The organism is Mesorhizobium sp. RIZ17 (assembly GCF_051127865.1).
In the GTDB taxonomy this organism is placed as follows: domain Bacteria; phylum Pseudomonadota; class Alphaproteobacteria; order Rhizobiales; family Rhizobiaceae; genus Mesorhizobium; species Mesorhizobium humile.
In genome coordinates this window covers 3,752,620-3,773,776 of sequence record NZ_CP147861.1, presented here as the reverse complement: position 1 = coordinate 3,773,776, position 21,157 = coordinate 3,752,620, and the positions used below count along the sequence as shown (strand labels likewise).

19 protein-coding genes are annotated in these 21,157 nt (G+C 64.6%); 6 read left to right on the top strand and 13 right to left on the bottom strand.

The annotated features are described in order from the left end of the window. Nucleotides 1–7 precede the first annotated feature (7 nt). Nucleotides 8–2,218 (bottom strand): catalase/peroxidase HPI, encoded by a 2,211-nt coding sequence (gene katG / locus WDX12_RS18070; RefSeq protein WP_434721460.1) that lies wholly within the window; start codon nt 2,216–2,218, stop codon nt 8–10. Nucleotides 2,219–2,384: 166 nt separating this feature from the next. Here katG and WDX12_RS18065 point away from each other — a divergent pair, with 166 nt between their 5' ends. Then, nucleotides 2,385–3,293: a hydrogen peroxide-inducible genes activator gene (locus WDX12_RS18065; protein ID WP_434721459.1), complete on the top strand. Its 909-nt coding sequence runs from the start codon at nt 2,385–2,387 to the stop codon at nt 3,291–3,293. A gap of 19 nt (nt 3,294–3,312) precedes the next feature. Here WDX12_RS18065 and WDX12_RS18060 read toward each other — a convergent pair whose 3' ends face one another. From WDX12_RS18060 to WDX12_RS18045, 4 genes are all read right to left on the bottom strand, one after another. Continuing rightward, nucleotides 3,313–4,119, bottom strand: a complete 807-nt coding sequence (locus tag WDX12_RS18060; protein ID WP_434721458.1) for an amino acid ABC transporter ATP-binding protein — start codon at nt 4,117–4,119, stop codon at nt 3,313–3,315. Continuing rightward, nucleotides 4,116–5,057, bottom strand: coding sequence for an amino acid ABC transporter permease (locus tag WDX12_RS18055; protein WP_434721457.1), 942 nt, complete (start codon nt 5,055–5,057; stop codon nt 4,116–4,118). Before WDX12_RS18055 ends, WDX12_RS18060 begins: the two co-directional genes overlap by 4 nt. A gap of 151 nt (nt 5,058–5,208) precedes the next feature. Then, nucleotides 5,209–6,066 carry an ABC transporter substrate-binding protein gene (locus WDX12_RS18050; RefSeq protein ID WP_434721456.1) on the bottom strand — a complete coding sequence of 286 codons (858 nt, stop codon included), beginning with the start codon at nt 6,064–6,066 and terminating at the stop codon, nt 5,209–5,211. Nucleotides 6,067–6,145: 79 nt separating this feature from the next. Beyond that, nucleotides 6,146–7,159 carry an isopenicillin N synthase family dioxygenase gene (locus WDX12_RS18045; RefSeq protein WP_434721455.1) on the bottom strand — a complete coding sequence of 338 codons (1,014 nt, stop codon included), beginning with the start codon at nt 7,157–7,159 and terminating at the stop codon, nt 6,146–6,148. Between the two features lie 92 nt (nt 7,160–7,251). Between WDX12_RS18045 and WDX12_RS18040 the strand changes: the two genes are divergently transcribed. Beyond that, nucleotides 7,252–8,196 carry a nucleoside hydrolase gene (locus tag WDX12_RS18040; protein ID WP_434721454.1) on the top strand — a complete coding sequence of 315 codons (945 nt, stop codon included), beginning with the start codon at nt 7,252–7,254 and terminating at the stop codon, nt 8,194–8,196. Between the two features lie 166 nt (nt 8,197–8,362). Beyond that, on the top strand, nt 8,363–9,037 hold the full coding sequence (locus WDX12_RS18035) for a TetR/AcrR family transcriptional regulator (RefSeq protein WP_434725668.1): 675 nt from the start codon (nt 8,363–8,365) through the stop codon (nt 9,035–9,037). Between the two features lie 61 nt (nt 9,038–9,098). On the opposite strand, the gene WDX12_RS18030 is transcribed toward WDX12_RS18035, so the two are convergent. The 6 genes from WDX12_RS18030 to hisS form a co-directional block, all read right to left on the bottom strand. Continuing rightward, nucleotides 9,099–10,166, bottom strand: a complete 1,068-nt coding sequence (locus WDX12_RS18030; protein ID WP_434725667.1) for a calcium:proton antiporter — start codon at nt 10,164–10,166, stop codon at nt 9,099–9,101. A gap of 257 nt (nt 10,167–10,423) precedes the next feature. Then, nucleotides 10,424–11,047, bottom strand: a complete 624-nt coding sequence (locus WDX12_RS18025) for a poly-gamma-glutamate hydrolase family protein (RefSeq protein ID WP_434721453.1) — start codon at nt 11,045–11,047, stop codon at nt 10,424–10,426. Between the two features lie 10 nt (nt 11,048–11,057). Continuing rightward, nucleotides 11,058–12,815, bottom strand: coding sequence for an AMP-binding protein (locus WDX12_RS18020; RefSeq protein WP_434721452.1), 1,758 nt, complete (start codon nt 12,813–12,815; stop codon nt 11,058–11,060). A gap of 74 nt (nt 12,816–12,889) precedes the next feature. After that, on the bottom strand, nt 12,890–13,588 hold the full coding sequence (hisG, locus tag WDX12_RS18015; RefSeq protein WP_320298510.1) for an ATP phosphoribosyltransferase: 699 nt from the start codon (nt 13,586–13,588) through the stop codon (nt 12,890–12,892). After that, nucleotides 13,585–14,703: an ATP phosphoribosyltransferase regulatory subunit gene (locus WDX12_RS18010; RefSeq protein ID WP_320298509.1), complete on the bottom strand. Its 1,119-nt coding sequence runs from the start codon at nt 14,701–14,703 to the stop codon at nt 13,585–13,587. Before WDX12_RS18010 ends, hisG begins: the two co-directional genes overlap by 4 nt. A gap of 178 nt (nt 14,704–14,881) precedes the next feature. Beyond that, nucleotides 14,882–16,450, bottom strand: a complete 1,569-nt coding sequence (gene hisS, locus WDX12_RS18005) for a histidine--tRNA ligase (protein WP_434721451.1) — start codon at nt 16,448–16,450, stop codon at nt 14,882–14,884. A gap of 213 nt (nt 16,451–16,663) precedes the next feature. Here hisS and WDX12_RS18000 point away from each other — a divergent pair, with 213 nt between their 5' ends. Beyond that, nucleotides 16,664–16,894, top strand: a complete 231-nt coding sequence (locus WDX12_RS18000; RefSeq protein ID WP_320298507.1) for a hypothetical protein — start codon at nt 16,664–16,666, stop codon at nt 16,892–16,894. Nucleotides 16,895–16,940: 46 nt separating this feature from the next. On the opposite strand, the gene WDX12_RS17995 is transcribed toward WDX12_RS18000, so the two are convergent. Beyond that, on the bottom strand, nt 16,941–17,579 hold the full coding sequence (locus WDX12_RS17995; RefSeq protein WP_434721450.1) for a DNA-3-methyladenine glycosylase I: 639 nt from the start codon (nt 17,577–17,579) through the stop codon (nt 16,941–16,943). A gap of 216 nt (nt 17,580–17,795) precedes the next feature. On the opposite strand from WDX12_RS17995, the gene WDX12_RS17990 reads away from it, so the two are divergent. Both WDX12_RS17990 and WDX12_RS17985 read left to right on the top strand, forming a co-directional pair. Further along, nucleotides 17,796–18,536: a L,D-transpeptidase gene (locus WDX12_RS17990; protein WP_434721449.1), complete on the top strand. Its 741-nt coding sequence runs from the start codon at nt 17,796–17,798 to the stop codon at nt 18,534–18,536. Between the two features lie 368 nt (nt 18,537–18,904). Next, nucleotides 18,905–19,825: a bifunctional 5,10-methylenetetrahydrofolate dehydrogenase/5,10-methenyltetrahydrofolate cyclohydrolase gene (locus WDX12_RS17985; protein ID WP_320298504.1), complete on the top strand. Its 921-nt coding sequence runs from the start codon at nt 18,905–18,907 to the stop codon at nt 19,823–19,825. Here WDX12_RS17985 and glcF read toward each other — a convergent pair whose 3' ends face one another. Beyond that, on the bottom strand, nt 19,826–21,151 hold the full coding sequence (gene glcF, locus WDX12_RS17980) for a glycolate oxidase subunit GlcF (protein WP_434721448.1): 1,326 nt from the start codon (nt 21,149–21,151) through the stop codon (nt 19,826–19,828). Nucleotides 21,152–21,157 lie beyond the last annotated feature (6 nt).

The window sequence follows — 21,157 nt, the reverse complement described above, 5'->3', positions numbered from 1 at the left end:
ATGGACCTTACTTCGCGATATCGAAGCGGTCGGCGTTCATCACCTTCGTCCATGCCTTGACGAAGTCCTTGACGAACTTGGCCTTGGCATCGCCCGATCCATAGACCTCGGAGAGCGCGCGCAACTGCGCGTGTGAGCCGAAGATCAGGTCGGCGCGGGTACCGGTCCACTTCACATGCTTGGTCTTGCGGTCGCGCGCCTCGTAGACCTCGTCCGAGCCGGGCTCGGAGCCGGCCGCCGGATCCCAGACGGTCGCCATCGAAAGCAAGTTGACGAAGAAGTCATTGGTGAGCTGGCCCGGCCTGTCTGTGAAGACGCCGTGCTTGGAGCCGCCGGCATTGGCGCCGAGCACGCGCAGGCCGCCGACCAATACCGTCATCTCCGGCGCCGTCAGCGTCAACAGCTGAGCACGGTCGACCAGCATGGCTTCAATCGACATCGGCAGCTTGCCGCGGGCATAATTGCGGAAGCCATCGACTTTCGGTTCCAGCGCGGCAAAGGAGGCGACATCCGTCTGCTCCTGCGAAGCGTCCATGCGGCCTGGTGTGAAGGGCACCTTCACCTCATTGCCGCCATCCTTGGCCGCCTTCTCGACCGCGGCGACGCCGCCGAGCACGATGAGATCTGCAAGCGAGACCTTCTTGTCGCCGGTCTGGGCCGCGTTGAACTCCTTCTGGATGGCTTCCAGTTTGGCCAGAACCTTGGCGAGCTGGGCCGGCTGGTTGACCTCCCAATCCTTTTGGGGGCTCAGCCGGATACGGCCGCCATTGGCGCCGCCGCGCTTGTCCGAGCCGCGGAAGGTCGAGGCGGAAGCCCAGGCGGTCGAGACCAGCTCGGAGACCGAGAGGCCGGAAGCCAGGATCTTGGCCTTGAGCGAAGCGATGTCGGCCTCGCTCACAAGCTCATGGTCGACCGCCGGGATCGGATCCTGCCAGATAAGCTCTTCCTTCGGCACGAGCGGGCCGAGATAGCGCACGAGCGGGCCCATGTCGCGGTGGGTAAGCTTGAACCAGGCGCGGGCGAAGGCGTCGGCAAACTCATCCGGATGCTGGTGAAAGCGGCGCGAGATCTTCTCGTAGGCCGGGTCGAAACGCAGCGCGAGGTCGGTGGTCAGCATCGCCGGCGCGTGACGCTTGGAGGGGTTGTGCGCGTCCGGAACGGTGCCGGCTCCGGCGCCGCCCTTCGGCGTCCACTGATGGGCGCCGGCCGGGCTCTTCGTCAGCTCCCATTCGTAGTTGAAGAGGTTGTCGAAGAAATTGTTGCTCCATTTGGTCGGCGTCGTCGTCCAGGTCACTTCCAGACCCGAAGTGATGGCGTCGCCGGCGATGCCGGAGGCATATTTGCTCGACCAGCCGAGGCCCTGCGCCTCGATGCCCGCACCTTCGGGCTCGGCACCCACGAGCGAGGCGTCACCGGCGCCATGGGTCTTGCCGAAGGTGTGGCCACCGGCGATCAGCGCCACGGTTTCCTCGTCGTTCATCGCCATGCGGCCGAAGGTCTCGCGGATGTCGCGCGCGGCGGCGATCGGATCCGGCTTGCCGTTCGGGCCTTCGGGGTTGACGTAGATGAGGCCCATCTGCACGGCGCCGAGATGGCCGCGAAGCTCACGGTCGCCCGAATAACGCTCGTCGCCAAGCCACTTGGCTTCGGAACCCCAATCCACGTCCTGCTCCGGCTCCCAAACATCGGCGCGGCCGCCGGCGAAACCGAAGGTCTTGAAGCCCATCGATTCCAGCGCGACGTTGCCGGTGAGGATCAGGAGGTCGGCCCAGGAGATCTTGCGGCCGTATTTCTGCTTGACCGGCCACAGCAGCCGGCGCGCCTTGTCGAGATTGGCGTTGTCCGGCCAGCTGTTCAGCGGCGCGAAGCGCTGCTGGCCCGCACCGGCGCCGCCGCGGCCGTCGCCGATGCGATAGGTGCCGGCGCTGTGCCAGGCCATGCGGACGAAGAGCGGCCCGTAATGGCCGAAGTCGGCCGGCCACCAGTCCTGCGAATCCGTCATGACCTTGTGCAGGTCCTTGACCACCGCATCGAGATCGAGGCTTGCGAACTCCTTGGCGTAGTCGAAATCCTCGCCCATCGGGTCCGACAGGTTCGACTGCTGATGCAGGACGGCAAGGTCGAGCTGGTTCGGCCACCAGTCACGGTTGGTCCGGCCGGCGGATCCATGCGCCACGGGGCACTTGCCAGCGCTGTTGTCGTCGGTTTTGGCGTCCATCTTAGTCTCCGATTCTGCCGAGGTTTTTGCCGAGGTTGAATTTTGCCGAGGTTCCCGAGTTTCGGGAGGCAGCCATTGGCCGCGCCAACCTGGAATGATTCCAGACTAGGCCGGCCAGCCGATAAAGACAAATTGCCTTTCCTGTTTCATTTGATAGGATTTTCTTATGATTTGCCTCACAGTCCGGCAGATGCAATATTTCGACGCGCTGGCGCAGACGCTGCATTTCGGCCGCGCCGCGAAGCTTGCCGGCGTCAGCCAGCCGGCCCTTTCCGCGCAGATCGCCGAGATGGAAGAGCGGCTGAACTGCCTGTTGTTCGAGCGCGGCGGCAAGACGGTGCGCATGACCGACGAGGCGCTTGCCCTGCAGCCGCGTATCGAACGCATTCTGGCCGACATACGTGACGTCGAGACGACTGCCCGGCGCGGCCGCCCGACCATGGAGGGACGCTTCCGGCTGGGCATCATCCCGACCGTCGCGCCCTACCTCCTGCCGCACGTGCTGCCGGAGTTGAAGAAGCATTACCCTTCCCTGCAGCTCGAACTGCGCGAGGCGGTGACCGCGTCGCTGGTCGAGGACGCGACGTCGGGCCGGCTCGACGCCTTCATCGCGGCCTTGCCGCTCGATCAGCCGGCGATCGTCACCGAAGGGCTTTTCCCCGACCGCTTCTTCCTCGCCGTTCCCGCCGGCGATCCGGCCTTCGCCTCGCCGCCGGTACCGCCCGAGAGCCCGGCGCTGGAGCGGCTCATGCTTCTGGAGGAAGGCCACTGCCTGCGCGAGCAGGCCTTGGCCGTCTGCGGCAATGTGCGGCCGGTGGCGATGGCAAGCTATGGCGCGACCAGCCTGACGACACTCCTCCAGATGGTGGCGCATGGGCTCGGCGTCACGCTGGTGCCGGAAATGGCGGCAAGTGCCGCCGGCGTCATGCCGGACCTGAGGATCGTGCCGTTCCAGGAGCCGATGCCGCAGCGCATGATCTGCATGGCCTGGCGGAAGAACAAGGTGCGGCAGGACGAGTGCGTGGAGCTGGCAAGGATCATACGCGGACTGGATCGGGCGGTGCTGGCGGCGTGAAGCCGACATCAGGCCGAAATCAAAGCACCCGAGACAGGAATTCGCGCGTGCGGGGCGACTGCGGATCGGCGATCATCTGGCGCGGCGCGCCGCGCTCGACGATGACGCCGCCGTCCATGAAGACAAGCTGGTCGCCGATCTCGCGGGCAAAACCGATCTCATGGGTGACGACGACCATGGTCATGCCGCTCTCGGCCAGGTCGCGCATGACCTGCAGAACCTCGCCGACGAGCTCGGGGTCGAGCGCCGAGGTCGGCTCGTCGAAGAGCAACACCTTCGGCTTCATCGCCATGGCGCGGGCGATCGCCACACGCTGCTGCTGGCCGCCGGACAATTCGCGCGGGTAGCGGTCGACCTTGTCGAGCAGGCCGACGCGCTTGAGCAGGATTTCCGCCTCGGCCTTGGCCTGGTCGGGCGCGATGCGCCGCACCTGCGTCGGCGCCTCGATGAGGTTCTCCATGACGGTCATGTGCGAGAACAGGTTGAAGGATTGGAACAGCATGCCGATCTCGGCGCGCCGCTGGCAGAGCAGATCGTCCTTGACTTCGTAGAGCTTGTCGTCCCGGAGGTCATAGCCGACGAACTGGCCGTCGACGAGCAGGAGGCCGCCGCTGATCTTCTCCAGATGGTTGATGCAGCGCAGGAAGGTGCTCTTGCCGGAGCCGGACGGGCCGATGATGCAAGCGACGGAGCCTGCCGGAACATCGAGGTCGATGCCCTTGAGCACTTCCAGCTGGCTGAAGGATTTGCGCACGCCGCGCGCGAACACCATGGAACCGGCGGGCACGCCGAAGCGGGCGCGGTTCTCGGACTTCACATCGCTCATCGGGCAATGCCGCGCAGGCTGATGGCGTTGCGCAGCGTGCGCATCGAGAGCGGCTCGCGGCGCGTGTCGCTGCGGCCGAAATGACGCTCGAGGAAATGCTGGCCGACCGACATGATGCTGACCACCGCAAGGTACCAGAACGCCACCACGATCAGCAGCGGGATCGTCTCGAAGGTACGCGCGTAGATGCTCTGGGCCGAATAGAACAGATCGTCGACCGCGATGAAGGTCACCAGCGATGTCATCTTGAGCAGGTTGATGGCCTCGTTGCCAGTCGGCGGCAGCACGAAACGCATGGCCTGCGGCAGCGTGATGCGTTTCAGGATCATTCGATAGGGCATGCCGAGCGCGCTCGCCGCCTCCGCCTGGCCCGACGGCACCGACTTGATGCCGGCGCGGATGATCTCGGCCATATAGCCCGCCTCGCAGAGCGAAAGCGCGACGACGGCCGAGAAGAAGGGCGTCATGAAATCGTTGGTGCGAACGGAAAAAAGCGTGCCCAGGAACGGAACGGTCAGCGAGACCTCGCGCACCAGCAGCGACAGGTTGAACCAGAAGATGAGCTGGATCAGCGCCGGCACGCCGCGGAAGAACCAGACATACACGCCGGCAAAGCCGCGCAGCACCGCGCTCGGCGACACGCGCATGATGGCGATCACGGTGCCGATGACGATCGCCAGCGCCATGATCACCACGGTGAGGATCAGGGTGTTGGCGAGGCCGCGCATGATCGAAGGATGGAAGAGATAGCCCCCGGCCGTGCCCCAGGCGAAGGCCGGGTTGCTGGCGAAGGCCCGGATGATGAGGAAAGCCAGCAGCAAGGCGAGCGCCGTGCCGACCCAGATGCCATAGCGGCGCTGCGGCACGACGGTGAGCCGGGCCACCGCGGCGGCGGCGCCTTGCTCGATACTCATCTCGGTCGGGTGGGCCGCGCCCATCGCTCAACTCCTGATCATGTCAGGCATCCGGCCGACCGGATGCCGATGTCCCGTTCAAACGCCGGCGCGCCCTGCCGGGCGCGCAAACACGTCGTGCTGATTTTGCGCATGGTCCTTCGCGAAAATCGATTCCGATTTCGGATCGATTGCCTTAGTCCGCGCGCAGCGCATCCATGCTGTTGACGAAATAGGGTTCCTTGATTGCGTAGGCGCCCATGCCGTATTTCTCGAGAATGGTCTTGTAGGTACCGTTCTTGAACAGCTCGGAAAGCGCGGCGACCATCATGTCGGCGGTGCCCTTGTCGTCCTTGGCGATTGCCATGCCGAGCGGGGCAACCTCATAGAGCTTCGGCAACACGACGAGCTGGCCCTTGCTGGTCACCTCGAAGTAGCTCGACGCGGTCGCGTCGTCCATACGGGCGTCGATGCGGTCGGAGAGCGTCGCCTGGGTGCTGTCGGCGGTCGAGTTGAACAGCGACTTCTGGATCGCCGCCTGCCCTTTGTCGGTGCAGTCCTTGCTCAGCTTGTCGATCAGGAAGTCCGAAGCGCTGCCGCCGGTGGCGCCGATGTGCTTGCCGCACAGGCCGTTGTCGGCGGACAGGCTGTCCTTCTTGTCGGGCGTCGTCGAAACGGCGATACCGGCCTTGAGGAACATGATGAAGTCGACCTGCTTCAAGCGCTCGGGCGTCGCCGAGAAGGTCTCCCAGGCGATCTTGAAGCGGCCGGCGGCGAGGCCGGGGATCATCGATGGGAACGGAATGCGCTGGACGTCCAGCTTGGCGTCGAGGGCTTTCGCCACCTCGCCGGCGAGGTCGATGATGATGCCGGTCTGCTTGCCGTCGGCGTCGAGATATTCGAACGGCGCGAAGTCGACCGTGTTGGCGACGGTGAGCGCGCCCGACTGCTTGACCTCATCCGACTTCGGAATTTCGGCGGCTTTGGAAAGGCCGCTCCAGGCCGTGGCGAAAGCAGCCAGCGCAAGGCCGGCCATGCGTAGATTTGTTCTCATTTTCGTTCCCCTGTTGCTCATTCTTCATTGCCCCGGCGCGCCATGAACAGGTCGACGCAGGGGCGGACCGTCCGATCGCCTACGCGCTCGCCGCCTCCGCGGCCTTCTTCTTGCGGTAGTGATAGTTCTTGTCGATGCGCTCCATCAGATAGTCGCCATAGAGCACCGGCTCGTATTTTGGGCTGGCGCCGGCGGGCACGCAGACGGGCAATGCTGAGATCGTCTCGTCCATCGACGGGTCGAAGAAAAAGGGCTGCGAGTAGCGCTCGCGCCCGGACCTGTTGATGACGCGATGCGGCGTCGAGACGAACTGGTCGTTCGACCAGCGCGCCAGGATGTCGCCGACATTCATGACGAAGGAATCCGGGATCGGCGGCGCGGGCACCCATTCGCCAGCCTTGTTCTTGACCTCCAGGCCGCCCACGTCATCCTGCGCAAGCAAGGTGATGAAACCATAATCGGTATGCGGGGCGGAGCCGAACAGCCCCTCCTCGTGCGGCTGCGTCGGATAGTGCAGCAGCCTGAGGAAGGTTGTCGGCTGATCGAAATAGCGATCGAGGCTGCCGGCCGGAAGGCCGAGCGACAGCGCGATGGCGCCGACCATCTTGCGGGCGAGAGTGCCCATCTCGCCGACATAGTTCTCGATCGTTTCCCGGAAGCCGCCCAGCGCGGCCTCGTCCGGCCACTGGTTGGGACCTTGCAGCGGCTTTTCGGCGAGAGCCCGAGGATCATCTTCGCCGACCTCATGCATGAAGAAAATCGACTCGCTCTGGTTGGGCTTGCTGACGGTCGCGACCGACGAGGTGACGATGGTCGAACCGGCGAAGGGCAGATAGCCGCGGAAATTCCGGTCGATCTTGAGCTTGAGCTTTTCATCCTCCGGCAAGGCAAAGAAGCGCTTGCTTGCCTCGCGCACCGCCTCGACATCGGCGCGCGGGATCGGATGGCCGACGACGTATAGGAAGCCGACCGTCTCGAGATAGCGGCGCAGCGTCGCCGCCGTCGCCCGGATCGCATCCTGGTCGGCGCCGTAGAGAGCCGACACGTCGAGGATCGGAATTTCGGAAAAGTCGCCGCGCTCTCGTTCGCCCATTTTCGATCATCCTGTCTTGAACATAAGATACAGTACTGTATTTCTACACATCCAGACGGGCTCATCAATAGGCTTTCGAAAGCAGGCACGACATGGCACCACGCAAGATCATCATCGACACCGATCCCGGCCAGGACGATGCCTTCGCCATTCTGTTCGCGCTCGGCTCGCCGGCCGAGATCGAGGTGGTGGGCATCACCACCGTCGGCGGCAATGTGCCGCTGCCGCTGACGTCGAAGAATGCGCTGAAAGTGGTCGAGCTTGCCGGGCGGCCCGACGTGCCGGTTTACGCCGGCTGTCCGGGGCCGATGGTGAAGAAGCTGATGACCGCCGAATATGTGCACGGCAAGACCGGGCTCGACGGCGCCGATCTCCCCGAGCCGGTAACGCCGCTGCAGAGCGAGCATGGCGTCAATTATCTCGTCCGGGCGATCATGGACGCGCCGGAAGGCGAGCTGACCGTCTGCACGCTCGGACCAATGACCAATCTGGCGATGGCCATGACCATGGAGCCCAGGATCATCCCGCGCCTGCGCGAAGTGGTACTGATGGGCGGCGGCTTCTTCGAGGGCGGCAATGCGACGCCCGCCGCCGAGTTCAATATCTTCGTCGACCCGCACGCGGCGCACAAGGTGTTCGACAGCGGCGTGCCGCTGACGATGGCGGGCATCGACTGCACCTACACGGCGATAATGACGCTGGAGTGGCTCGACCGCCTGCGCGCCACCGGCAGCAGGGCGGCGATGGAGGCTGCCAACCTCGCCGACTTCTACCGCCAGTATGGCAGCCACAAATTCGGCACCCCGGGGCGGCCGATCCACGATGCCTGCGTAACCGGCTATCTGCTGGCGCCGGAGATCTACGAAAAGCGCCAATGCGCGGTGACGGTGGACATCGTCTCGCCCGAGACGATCGGCATGACCGTGGTCGACTGGTGGCATGTCACCGGACGGCGCAAGAATTGCAACGTGCTGCGCCGCATCGAGCCGGCGCCGTTCTTCGAGCTCATGCTGCAGCGGATCAGCGCATTGCCCTGAGCCCAGAAAGCATGGCGGTTTCGCTCGAGAACGACATGCATGGGCCAGGAGAGACAGCGTTCCACGGTGGACGGCGACGGTTGCGGGTTGCGAAGCGGGCAAACATCGGATTGATCAGGGATGGCCGGGCGAATTGCCACCGGCCGCCACGGAGGCCTGGAAGCAGTTGAAAGCGGATGCCGCCTCGGCGAAGACCAAACGTTCGTCCCGGGCGCGCAGCGGATCAGCAGCACGGCAGACGCTGAGCCGCGAGGCGTGGATCGCAGCGGCGCGCAAGGTGCTGGAAAAGCGCGGCATCGCCGAGGTCAAGATCGACCGCCTGTCCAAGCAGCTCAAGGTCACGCGCGGCAGCTTCTATTTCCACTTCACCAGCCTCGCCGACCTCCGCGACGGGCTGCTGCAGGAATGGCGCGACATCAACTGCGCGCCGTTCTGGGCGATGCGAGAGACGCATGACGTGGACGGCCTGCGGTTCTTCACCGCCATCGTGCATGTCTGGGTCGACGAGGCGCCCTTCAGTCCCCTGCTCGATCTTGCCGTGCGCGACTGGTCACGGACATCGCGGAAGCTGGCGCGCGAAGTGAAGGACATGGACGATTTGCGCATCGCGCTGCTCGACCGCTCCTTCCGTGCGATGGGCTATTCGCCCGACGAAAGCCTGGTCAGGGCGCGCATCACCTATTTCCACCAGATTGGCCAATACGCGCTGTCCTTCAAGGAGGATCCGGCCGTGCGCCGCAGCTATCAGCCGCTGTTCGGCGAAGTGCTGCTCGGTCCGCTCGTCCAGGAACCAGGCTCGGCGCCAAGGCCGTCAGAGATGAAGGCAGGGCGGCGATCGTAGAGCGGCCATGCGTCGGGTTACCTGCCAGCCGTATCTATCCTTGCCGGCTTCCACCAAGCCTTCACGGCACAAAGATCAGAAACACATAGGTGAAAAACACCACGACATGGACCATGCCGGTCAGGAACGTCGTTCTTTCGGTGCTGAAGCTCACGCTGCATATGAAAAGCGCCAGCACCAGAAGCACGGCATCGGACGCCGGAAGCCCCAGGGTCAGCCCCCTGCCCGTCAGCAGGCTGGCGGCCGCGACCGCCGGTATCGTCAAACCGATCGTGGCGCAGGCCGAGCCCATCGCGACATTCAGGCTGCGCTGCAGCTCGTTCCTGAACGAGGCGCGGATCGCCGAAATGGCTTCCGGCATCAGAACCAGAGCCGCAATCATTGCCCCCACAATGCTGTCGGCCTGCCTCACCTGGTAGGCGGCCAGCGCGTCCTCCACGCTCGCGGCGACCTGTTCGGCGAGGAGGACAATTCCGACCAGCCCGCACAACAGCAGCAGGGCGCTGACGGAAATGCTGTCGTGGGAAGCGGTTCGCGTCGGGGCGTCATGCGCCTTTCCCTGGACAAAGTCCTCCCGGTGCCGGACGGTCTGGGCGAACACGAAGCTCGCATAGAGCAGCACCGAAAGGACGCTTACAAAACCAAGCTGAGCCGCAGAAAACGTGCCGGGATCCGTGGCCTGGGTGTAGGTCGGAAGAATAAGCGTCATCACGGTCAGCGCGATCAGAACCGACAGGTAGGCGCTGGTGCCTTGCCGAACGATCGCCTGCTTGCGGTAGCGCCAGCCGCCAAGCGTGAGACAGATGCCGACAACGCCGGTGGAGGTAATCATCACCGTCGAGAAGACGGATTCGCGCGCCAGCGTCGGGTTGTTTGCGCCGTGCAGCATCATGGAGACGATGATCGACACTTCGATCGCCGTCACCGCAAAAGTCAGCACCAAGGTTCCGTAGGGCTCCCCCACGCGCCGGGCGACTGCCTCGGCGTGGTCGAGCACGACGAAAATGGTGGTGAACATGATGGCGCTGGACAACGCTCCAACCAGTATCCTGGCGTTCAGCGCCCCTTCGTCGACCGAAAGGCCGCTGGCCCTGACCGCGAAAGCCATGGCCAGCGCGGCCAACGGCATCGTGTAGGAAGTCACCGACCGCCCGTAACCAGTCATCCAAGCCCACCCAAGAGCGTTTCACCGTTTCACGGAAACGGCGAACCGCTCTATCTCTTTGTTTTTCCGCAATTCCGGACGGAACTTACGGCGAAGACGCCGAACTTAACCGCTCACACTTTTCCTGGAATTGCTCTTACGCCACGCGTTTCCCGCGAACTTAGCGTAAAAGCGCGTAGAGAGCACCTGTCACGGGCATCCTTGCCCGCCAAGCCGGTCGGTCAAAATACGATTGAGGACTGGCCGCCATTTCTAGCGTCGAATACATCAATGGCCTTGCGAACCGCCCCACAGAATCTTTCCAGAAGCTCCGGCTCGTTCCCCAGCCGACGGCGCAGCGACAGGGGCACTTCCAGCTGTGCGCCTTTCCCCGTCAGTCCTCGGTTAACGATGTTCGAATCCTGGATACCTGGAAACGGATGATTGTCCTTTTTCGTCTGGAAGCCGGTCTCCTGCAGACGCCATGCGATCTCTGAAACCAACGCGGCGTCCTTGCCGCCCAGGTAGACTGTCGCGGGATCGTCCCGATCCTGGCGGCCGTGGATGGTGACGACAGTGGACTTCGTCCGCAACAGTTCCAGCGCGGTTGCCTCGTCGAAATTCCTGGACGTTATGTGCAGCTCCCGGTTGCTTTCCGGCATGAGCCCTTCAAAGCAATACATATCGAGATCGCGCCCCGCTATCGTCTCGGTGATCAGCGAGGTGCGGGGCTCGATCTTGCCGCCATGCGGTGCCATGACGATCGCGCCGCCGGTTCGCGCGCCGCGCCGGACGACTATGCGATAATCTATGTTTTCGATTTTGGCGGCTCTCAGCGCCGCGAAATTTGGAAACTCGTTGTCCATAAATGCCGTTTCACGCCGTCTTCTGCGTCACCAATCCCAATTCCTCCACCATCGCCTCGCGCATCAGGAATTTCTGCGGCTTGCCGGTCACCGTCATCGGCAGCTCGGTGCGGAAGCGGATGTAGCGCGGCACCTTGTAATGCGCTATCTGGCCGGCGCAGAAGGCCTTGATCTCCTCGGCGGTGGCGATCTGGCCGGGCTTCAGGACGATCCAGGCGCAGAGCTCTTCGCCATATTTGTCGTCCGGAATGCCGAAGACCTGCACTTCCTTGATCTTGGGATGGCGGTAGAGGAATTCCTCGACTTCGCGCGGATAGACGTTCTCGCCGCCGCGGATGACCATGTCCTTCACCCGGCCGACGATGTTGCAATAGCCCTCGGCGTCGATCGTTGCGAGGTCGCCGGTGTGCATCCAGCCGTCGGCGTCGATCGCCTCGCGGGTCTTGTCGGCGTCGTCCCAATAGCCCTTCATCACCGAATAGCCACGCGTGCAGAGCTCGCCCGGCTCGCCGACCGCGACGGTGGCGCCGTCGGCGCCGATCGCCTTGACCTCGACATGCGGGTGGATGCGGCCGACGGTGGAGACGCGCTTTTCCAGCGGATCGTCGACGCTGCTCTGGAAGGAGACGGGGCTGGTCTCCGTCATGCCATAGGCGATCGTCACTTGCGACATGTGCATGAGCGAGACGACCTTCTTCATCACCTCGATCGGGCATGGCGAACCGGCCATGATGCCGGTGCGAAGGCTGGACAAGTCGAAGGTGGAAAAATCGGCGTGATCGAGCATGGCGACGAACATGGTCGGCACGCCGTAGAGTCCGGTGCAGCGCTCCTGCGCGACCGCTTTCAGCGTCGCGCCGGCATCGAAGCCTTCGCCCGGGAAAACCATGGTGGCGCCCTTGGAGACGCAGCCCATCGTGCCCATCGACATGCCGAAGCAATGGTAGAGCGGCACCGGGATGCAGAGCCGGTCGTCGACGGTGAGGCGGATCGCCGAGGTGACGAAATTGCCGTTGTTGACGATGTTGGAATGCGTCAGCGTCGCGCCCTTCGGCGCGCCGGTCGTGCCTGAGGTGAACTGGATGTTGATGGCATCGCCGGGCTTCAGGCCTTCGGAGATGCGGTCGAGGCTGTCATGCTCGTCGCGGCCGGCCATGGCCAGAACATCGCCGAAATTGAACATACCGGGCGAGTTGTCTTCGCCCATGCGGATGACGATTTCGAGCGCCGGCAGTTTCTTCGCCTTGAGCTTGCCGGGCTCCGCCTTGGCGAGCTCCGGCGCCAGCGTCTCGATCATCCCGAGATAGTCGGAGGTCTTGAACTGCGCGGCGGTGACCAGCGCCTTGCAGCCCACCTTGTTGAGAGCGTATTCCAATTCGGTCAACCGGTAGGCCGGGTTGATGTTGACCAAGATCAGGCCGATGCGCGCGGTGGCAAACTGCGTCACCAGCCATTCCCAACGGTTCGGCGACCAGATGCCGACGCGGTCGCCTTTTTCCAGCCCGAGCGCCAGGAAGCCAGCAGCCAGCGCGTCGACCGTGTCCGACAGCTCGCTCCAGGTGAAGCGCTTGTCCTGTCCTACGAAGACGGCGGCGTCGAGCGTGGCGTATCTGCTCACCGTGTCGGAAAACAGCCCCGGAATGGTCTTGTCGAGCAGGGGCACCGAGCGGTCGCCCGACACATGCGCCTTGCCGCCAAGCGGAGCGACGAAGGCGCCGCGCCGGCGCAGATTGGTGGCGTTCATGAGTTCGTCGAGTTTGATCGCCATCGCCGTCTCCTCCCGGGATGGGCCCAGCCTATCAGCCTGTCGGGATGGTGGAAACCCGCCGAAGATATGGGGGTTTACGCGACCAGCCCGGCCATCTTCGCGGCGATTTCCCGCAACCCCGCCTCGTCCGCCGCATCGCGCTGCTTCTTTGAAGCGACGAGGCAGGCCTGCGACTTCAGGATCGTGCCGTCGCCCAGCACCTTGAGGTGGTTGGCGCGCAGCGTCGAGCCGGTGGTGGTGATGTCGACGATGACGTCCGCCAGGCCGGCAGCCGGGGCGCCTTCGGTGGCGCCGAGGCTTTCGACGATGCGGTAGACCTGGATGCCGTGCTTGAGCGAAAAGAACTGCTGCGTCAGCCGCCAGTATTTGGTGGCGATCCTGAGCCGCCGGCCGTGACGCTGGCGGAAATCGGCGGCGACATCGTCGAGGTCGGCCATGCTGTCGACGTCGAGCCAGATGTCGGGCACGGCGACCACGACATCGGCATGGCCGAAGCCAAGGCGGGCGACGATCTCGGCGCGCGCTTCCCAATCGGCAAGATTCTCGCGCAAAAGGTCCTCGCCGGTGATGCCGAGATCGACCGCACCCTGGCCGATCTCGCCGGCGATCTCGGACGCGGACAGGAAGGCCACCTCGACATTGTCGAGGCCGTCGATGCAGGCGCGGTATTTGCGATCGTCCTCAGGCAAGGTGACGGCCAGGCCGGCCTTGGCCAGCACTTCGAGGGACTGCTCCTTGAGACGGCCTTTCGATGGGATCGCCAGCGTGATCATCGCGCGCCCTCCCGCAAAGCCTCGATACGGTCGAGCCAGACCGAAAAGCCGACGCCGGGGATAGGCTTTTTCGCGCCGAGCAGCGTCAGCAGCCGATCGTAGCGGCCGCCGCCGGCCAGCGGACGGTCGCCGTCAACCGCGGCAATCTCGAAGACCAGGCCGGTGTAGTAATCGAGCGGGCGGCCGAAGGCGGCGTCGTAGCGGATTTGCGCCGAGGACAGGCCATGCGCCTCGATCGCCTTGGCGCGGGCGGCAAAATTCTCCAGCGCCGGTCCCAGCGACAGGCCGGCATCGGCGGCAAATTTTTCCAGCGCCGCGGTCGCGCCGTCGAGCGCCACGTCAATCTCGAGAAAACCCTTGAGCGCCGAAAAGGCGTCGTCGGACAGCCGCACGCTGCGCAGTTGCGCTTTCTCGATCAGCCGGCGGGCGATATCGGCCGGGGCGCGGCCGGACGACGCCGAAAGCCCCGCCTCCTCCATGCCTTCGGCAATATGCGCGGCAAGGCCTTCCGCATCGCCGTCGAGCGCCAGCAGGGCGACTGGACCGGCAAGCTGGCTGTTGCGCGGCGGATTGGCGAGATCGGCAAGGGCTGCTTCCAGCATCGGCGCCGAGCCGAAGGCGCGGGCAAGACGCATGCGCCACCCCCGCGGCAGGCCGAGCGCCGCCAGCACCGCCTCGAACAGGGTCTGGTCGCCGAGCGTGACGGCAAGTGGCTGGCCGGGCAGCACCAGCGAAAGCAGCGCATGCGCGTCGGCCAGTGAACGGGCGTCGGCGGCGGCCGTATCGCGATCGCCAAGATCCTCGATACCGGCCTGGAAGAACTCGTTGCCGCCGTCGCGGCGCTGGCGGAACACCTCGCCCAGATAGGAATAGCGGCGCGGCGTGCCGGCCTGGCTGGCGATGTGGTCGAGGCAGACCGGGATGGTGAATTCGGGCCGCAGGCACAGCGTCTTGCCGGTCTCGCTCTCGGTGAGGAAGATGCGGCGGCGCAGGTCCTCGCCGGCCATGTCGAGGAATGGATCGGCCGGCTGCAGCACGGCGACCTCGACCGCGTGGGTGTCGCGGGTGGCGAAGAGTTTGACGATGTCGGCGGCGATGTCGGGGCGGGTGGTCATTGATAGGTCGGGCGCGAGGCCCCCCTCTCTGTCCTGCCGGACATCTCCCCCTCAAGGGGGGAGATCAGCAGCTCGAAGCGCGGCGCCTTTCTTTCGGCGCTGGAGATTGGCGAAAGCGTGGGCGACGTCCAATCTCCCCCCTTGAGGGGGAGATGGCCGGCAGGCCGGAGAGGGGGGCTCAAGCGCCACCCTTCGTGCGATCGGCTGCCTGCGCCGCCAGGATCTTCTTCACCTCGCCAACCAGCTCGCTCTCCGCCACCGTCACCTGGGCAGGCCTTGTAGCGCGCCATTCGGCATTGTCGGTGATCTCGGCCGACATACGCGCGCCTTCGATCAGGTCCTTGATCTGCAGCTCGCCCCTGGCGCGCTCGTCGCCGCCCTGGATGATGGCGACCGGGCTGCCGCGGCGGTCGGCATATTTCAGCTGCGCCTTCATGCCGGCGCCGCCGAGATACATTTCGGAGCGGATGCCGGCGGCGCGCAGGTCGGCGACCATCTTCTGGTAGCGGCCGAGGCTTTCCGTATCCTTGTCCATCACCAGTACCACGACCGGCGCGATGACATCCGAGGCGTCGAGCTTGCCGAGATTCTTCAGCGCCGTCATCAGCCGGGAGACACCTATGGAGAAGCCGGTCGCCGGCACCGGCTCGCCGCGGAAGCGCGACACCAGCCCGTCATAGCGCCCACCGCCGCCGACCGAGCCGAAACGCACGATCTGGCCTTCGTCATTGGGGATCTCGGCGAGCAGTTCGGCCTCGAAGACCGGGCCGGTGTAGTACTCGAGGCCGCGCACGACGGAGGTGTCGATGAGCACGCGGCCCGCGTAACCGGCGGCATCCACCATAGCCGCAATCGCCGCCAATTCCTCGACGCCTTCGCGGCCGGTGTCAGCGAAATAGTCCAATGTCTTCAACCAGCGGATCTGGGCTGCGTTCGGCGAGATGTCGGTTGCCACCTCCAGCTTGCGCCATTCGCCGGCCGCCGAACCCGGTTCGTAATTCATGAAATAGAGAACCGTCTCGATCGCCTTGCGTTCGAGACCGGCGCCTTTGGTGAAATCGCCGCTTTCGTCCTTGCGGCCGGCGCCAAGCAGCTGCGCGATGCCTTCGGGGCCGATCTTGTCGAGCTTGTCGATGGCGCGCAGCACCGTCAGCCGGCGCCCGGCATTCTCGTCGCCGCCGAGGCCGATCGCCTCCAACACGCCGTCCAGCACCTTGCGGTTGTTGACGCGGATGATGTAGTCGCCGCGCTTGATGCCGAGCGCTTCCATGACGTCGGCCATCATCGTCGCCATCTCGGCGTCGGCGGCGACGCCCGCCACGCCGTTCGGCGTGCCGATCGTGTCGGCGTCGAACTGCATGAACTGGCGAAAGCGACCGGGACCGGGCTTCTCGTTACGGAACACCCAGCCGGAGCGGTAGCTGCGATAGGGCTTCGGCAGCTTGTCGTAATTCTCGGCGACGAAACGCGCCGTAGGCGCGGTCAGGTCGTAGCGCAGCGACAGCCACTGGTCGTCATCGTCCTGAAAGGAAAAGACGCCCTCGTTCGGCCGGTCCTGGTCAGGCAGGAACTTGCCCAGAGCATCGGTGTATTCGATCATCGGCTGGTCGGCCGGCTCGAAGCCGTAAAGCTCATAGACCGAGCGGATCGTCGCCATCATCTTCTCGACGGCGCGAATGTCTTCGGCGCTGCGGTCGGCAAAACCGCGCGGCAGCCGCGCTTTCGTCTTTTCCGATTTGTCGGCCATGGGATGATCTTCTCTGGTAATGGGCGCGCGTTTCCTAAACGATGCGGCTTGGAGCAGCAAGGGTTAGCAGGCTCTGCTTCTCCCTTCGCGGGAGAAGGAGAGGCGCGCCTGAAACAAAACCGCGCCAAAAACGAAACAATTCCGCCATCGGCGCGGCATGCTGCCGACACAATCGGCGACCATAAAGCGCACCGAAACAAGGGGTTCGGGGCCATGACGACGGCTAACGACATCATCGAGAGCGGCAGATCGGCCAGGCTGCGGCCCGCCGGCAACGCCGCCGTCAAGCCGGCGCAGCAGCCGGCCGGGCCGTTTGAGGTTGCGGCGGCCAAGCCGAGTGCGCGCGACGCGCTGGTGACGGGGCTTCTGGTCATCTACCCGGCCTTCGCCGCGGTGGCGGCGATCCTCGCCGGACTGTTCCTGGCCGGCGCCAGTAGCGTTTGATCGTGCACCCTTGCCTTCTCCCCTTGTGGGAGAAGGAAGAAGGCGCCTACTTCGGCCTTTTGAGCTTCTTTCGCTCCTTCTCCACCTCCGCCCTGCAGTAGCAGCCTTCGAGATGGTCGTTGACCAGGCCCATGGCCTGCATGAAGGCGTAGACCGTGGTCGGGCCGACAAAGCTCCAGCCGCGCTTCTTCAATTCCTTCGATATCCTGACCGACACCGCCGTGGTCGGATTGGCGCGCAGATGCGCCAGGTCGACGATTTCGGGCCGCTCCTGCGGACCCGGCTCGAACTTCCAGAACCAGGCGGCCAGGGAGCCGAACTCGTCCACCATCTCGCGGGCGCGCTTGGCGTTGTTGATGGTCGAGACGATCTTGCCGCGATGGCGGATGATGCCGGCATTGCCGAGCAGGCGCTCGACATCCGCGTCGGTGAACGCCGCCACCTTGTCGAAATCGAAACCGGCAAAGGCCTCGCGGAAATTCTCGCGCTTGCGCAGGATGGTCAGCCACGACAGACCCGACTGGAAGCCTTCCAGGCAGATCTTTTCGAACAGCCGGCGATCATCCGTTACCGGCCGGCCCCATTCATGGTCGTGATAGTGGCGATAGTCCGGCAGGTTGCCGTGCCAGAAGCAGCGCGCCTTGCCGTCGGGGCCGTCGAGAATACCGGCATTTTCAGTCGCCATCGCTCGCAAATCCATTCGTTAATGCGCTTCAGCGCCGCTTTTACCGTGGCTTTACCAGATTCCTGAACCGGCCGGTAACCACACCAAAAGGTTTACTGACAAAGCGGCATTTTACGCATTCCGATTCATGTTTTGCTTGCCGCTCCGCGCCAAGGATCGCGAAACCGAGGGCGTCCTCTCCGCCCCGGGTGAGTTCGACGATCAAGGTGCGTTCCGATGAAGACAGCGTTTTGCTCCCTGCTAGGTGCTGCGGCGATCCTTGCCGCCGGCGCCACGACCTCCCTTGCCAATGACCGTTATGCCGACCGGCCGCCGGTGATGGTGAGCCCCGACCTTTCGGCGCCCTGGGTGCTGCAGCTTGGCCAGGCACCGGGCATCGTGCGCCCGGCCCGCCAGGCAACGCAGCAGCCGCTGCGCCGCCTGTTCCAGGCGCAACCCGACGGGCAGCGCACGGCCACCGTGCAGCAGCCGGCCAAGCGCATGGTGATGCGGCCGCAGATCAATCCGGTCTACCTGCCGCAGGAAGTCGCCTATGACGGGCCGGCGAAGCCAGGCACCATCGTCATCGACACGCACCAGAACTTCCTCTTCCTGGTCGAGAAGAACGGCAAGGCAAGGCGATACGGCGTCGGCACCGGCAAGCCCGGCTTCGAATGGTCGGGCACCCACAAGATCACCGACAAGAAGGTCTGGCCGGACTGGCGCCCACCGGCGGAGATGATCAAGCGCGAGGCGGCCAAGGGCCGTTACCTGCCGACCTATCTTGCGGGCGGCATGGAGAACCCGCTCGGGGCGCGCGCGCTCTATATCGGCACCACCGAATACCGCATCCACGGCACCAACCAGCCCTGGACGATCGGCGGCGCGGTGTCATCCGGCTGCATCCGCATGCGCAACGAGGACGTCGTCGACCTTTACGAACGCGTGAATGTCGGAACTACGGTCGAGGTGATATAGTCACAGCGAATCAGCCGGTTAGACGGCGCAACACTTTTAGTCTCCTGCTGTTGCAGCCAAGTCATAGTGCGATCCCACGGGATGTGCTTAAACCGGTGACAGAGTTTACGGGGGACGGGCCGTGTGGGGATACGGTCGGTCACGAAAGGGCAGCGCGGGCAACCGCGCTGCCCTTTTCAATTTGATTTTTCCTTTGATGCATGGCGCGGCAAGTCGCCCGGGAAGCAGACGGTTTCGCTTTCGGGGCTGATTTCCCGGCGATCCTCTGCTATTGCACTGCACAAAATCTCAGTTGTTTCGCAATTCCAGACAGAAAGCCGCTCCCGCGCCTGTCCCCAGAATTGCTCCAGAAGGCAGAGGTGCCAGCCATGACCCGGACCGACGACAGCCGCTACCTGAAAGGCGGCCCGGTCGCCCAGCGCATCATCGCTTCGGTGCGCGAAGACGCGGCGATCGCCACGGCCGAAGGCTTTCCGCCGAAGCTGGTTTCAATCACCGTCGGCGATACAGCGGCGGTCGACGTCTATGTGCGCAACCAGCGCGCCAAGGCGGCTCTTGCCGGCATAGGTTTCGAGGAGCGTCGCTTCGCCGCCGACATCACCGCCGGCGAGCTGGAAGCGGCGATCCACGGCCTCAACGCCGACCCGCGCGTCACCGGCATCATCATCCAGCGTCCGGTGCCGGCGCATATCCCGATCAAGACGCTGCAGGCGGCGGTGCATCCGCTGAAGGACGTCGAAGGCATGCACCCGGCCTCGATCGGCAACATCGTCTACAACCAGCTCGACCTGGCGCCCTGCACGGCGGCGGCCTCGGTCGAACTGCTGAAAGAGACCGGCCTCGAGCTCAAGGGGCTCGAAGTGGTCGTCGTCGGCCATTCCGAGATCGTCGGCAAGCCGATCGCCTTCCTGCTGATGAGCGAGGGCGCGACGGTGACGGTTTGCCACCATATGACGCGCTCGCTGGCCGCCCATGCGCGCCGCGCCGACGCGCTGTTCGTCGCCGTCGGCAAGCCGCGGCTGATCAAGGCCGACATGGTGAAGCCCGGCGCCGCCGTCATCGACATCGGTATCAATTCCGAGATCGGGCCTGACGGCGAAACCCGCATCGTCGGCGATGTCGATACCGACAGCGTCAAGGAAGTGGCCTCCTGGATTACGCCGGTGCCCGGCGGCGTCGGCCCGCTCACGGTGGCGATCCTCTTGCGCAACACCATGGTGGCGCTCAACCGCCAGCGCGCGCTCTACCGCGCGACCTACGGCGTGCCGGATCAGATCGCGGCGGAATAGTCATTCGGCAGCGATCAAACCGCTGTCGGAAACGCCTTCCGGCCTCGGACCGCCATAGGCCCAGTCGAGCAGCTTGATCGTGTGCACGACCGGCAGCCTGGCGGCGGACGCGATCTGCGTGATGCAGCCGATATTGCCGGTGGCGACGATTTCGGCGCCTGTCGCCTCGATGTTCTTCACCTTGCGGTCGCGCAGCTTGGCCGAGATCTCCGGCTGCAGGATGTTGTAGGTGCCGGCCGAGCCGCAGCACAGATGCCCTTCGCGCGGCTCGCGCACGACGAAGCCCGCCTTGGCCAGCAACTCCTTCGGCTGGCGCGTGATCTTCTGGCCATGCTGCATGGAGCAGGCGGAATGATAAGCGACAATCGTGCCCGGCTTGCGCACCGGCTCGGGCAGGTTGAGGGCGGCGAGATATTCGGTGACGTCCCTGGCCAGGGCAGATACGCGCGCGGCTTTTTCGGCATAGGCCGGATCGAGACGCAGCATGAAGCCGTAATCCTTGATCGTGGTGCCGCAGCCTGATGCGGTGATGATGATGGCATCGAGCCCGCCCTGCTCGATGGCGCGTGTCCAGGCGTCGACATTCTGCCTGGCCGAAGCAAGGGCGGCCGCCTCGCGGCCCATATGGTGGACAAGCGCACCGCAGCAGCCTTCGCCTTCCGGCACCACGACCTCGACGCCGAGCCTGGTCAGCAGCGAGATGGTCGTGTCGTTGATGGCTGGATCGAGCACCGACTGCGCGCAGCCGGTGAGGATGGCGACGCGACCACGCTTCGCGCCCTGCCCGACATGCGTGCCGGGTTTCGCCATTGGCGATGCCAACGGGATCGAGGATGGCGCGAGCTTCAGCATGGCGGCGACCGGCTTCAGCACCGCCAATTTCTCGAACAGGCCGATGAACGGCCGGCCAAGCCCGGCCAATTTCAGCGCGGTGCGGAAGCGGTTCGGATAAGGCAGCACGAAGGCCAACATGGCGCGCGTCAGCCGGTCGAGCAGCGGCCGCTTGTAGGTCTCCTGGATATGGGCGCGGGCATGGTCGACCAGATGCATATAGTTCACGCCCGAGGGGCAGGTCGTCATGCAGGCAAGGCAGGACAGGCAGCGGTCGATATGGGTGACGATCTCCTTGTCGGCCGGCCGGCCATTCTCCAGCATGTCCTTGATGAGGTAGATGCGGCCGCGCGGCGAATCCAGCTCGTTACCAAGCGTCACATAGGTCGGACAGGTGGCGGTGCAGAAGCCGCAATGCACGCATTTGCGCAGGATCTTTTCCGATTCCGCGACATGCGGGTCGGCAAGCTGGGCAAGGGAGAAATTGGTCTGCACGCAAAA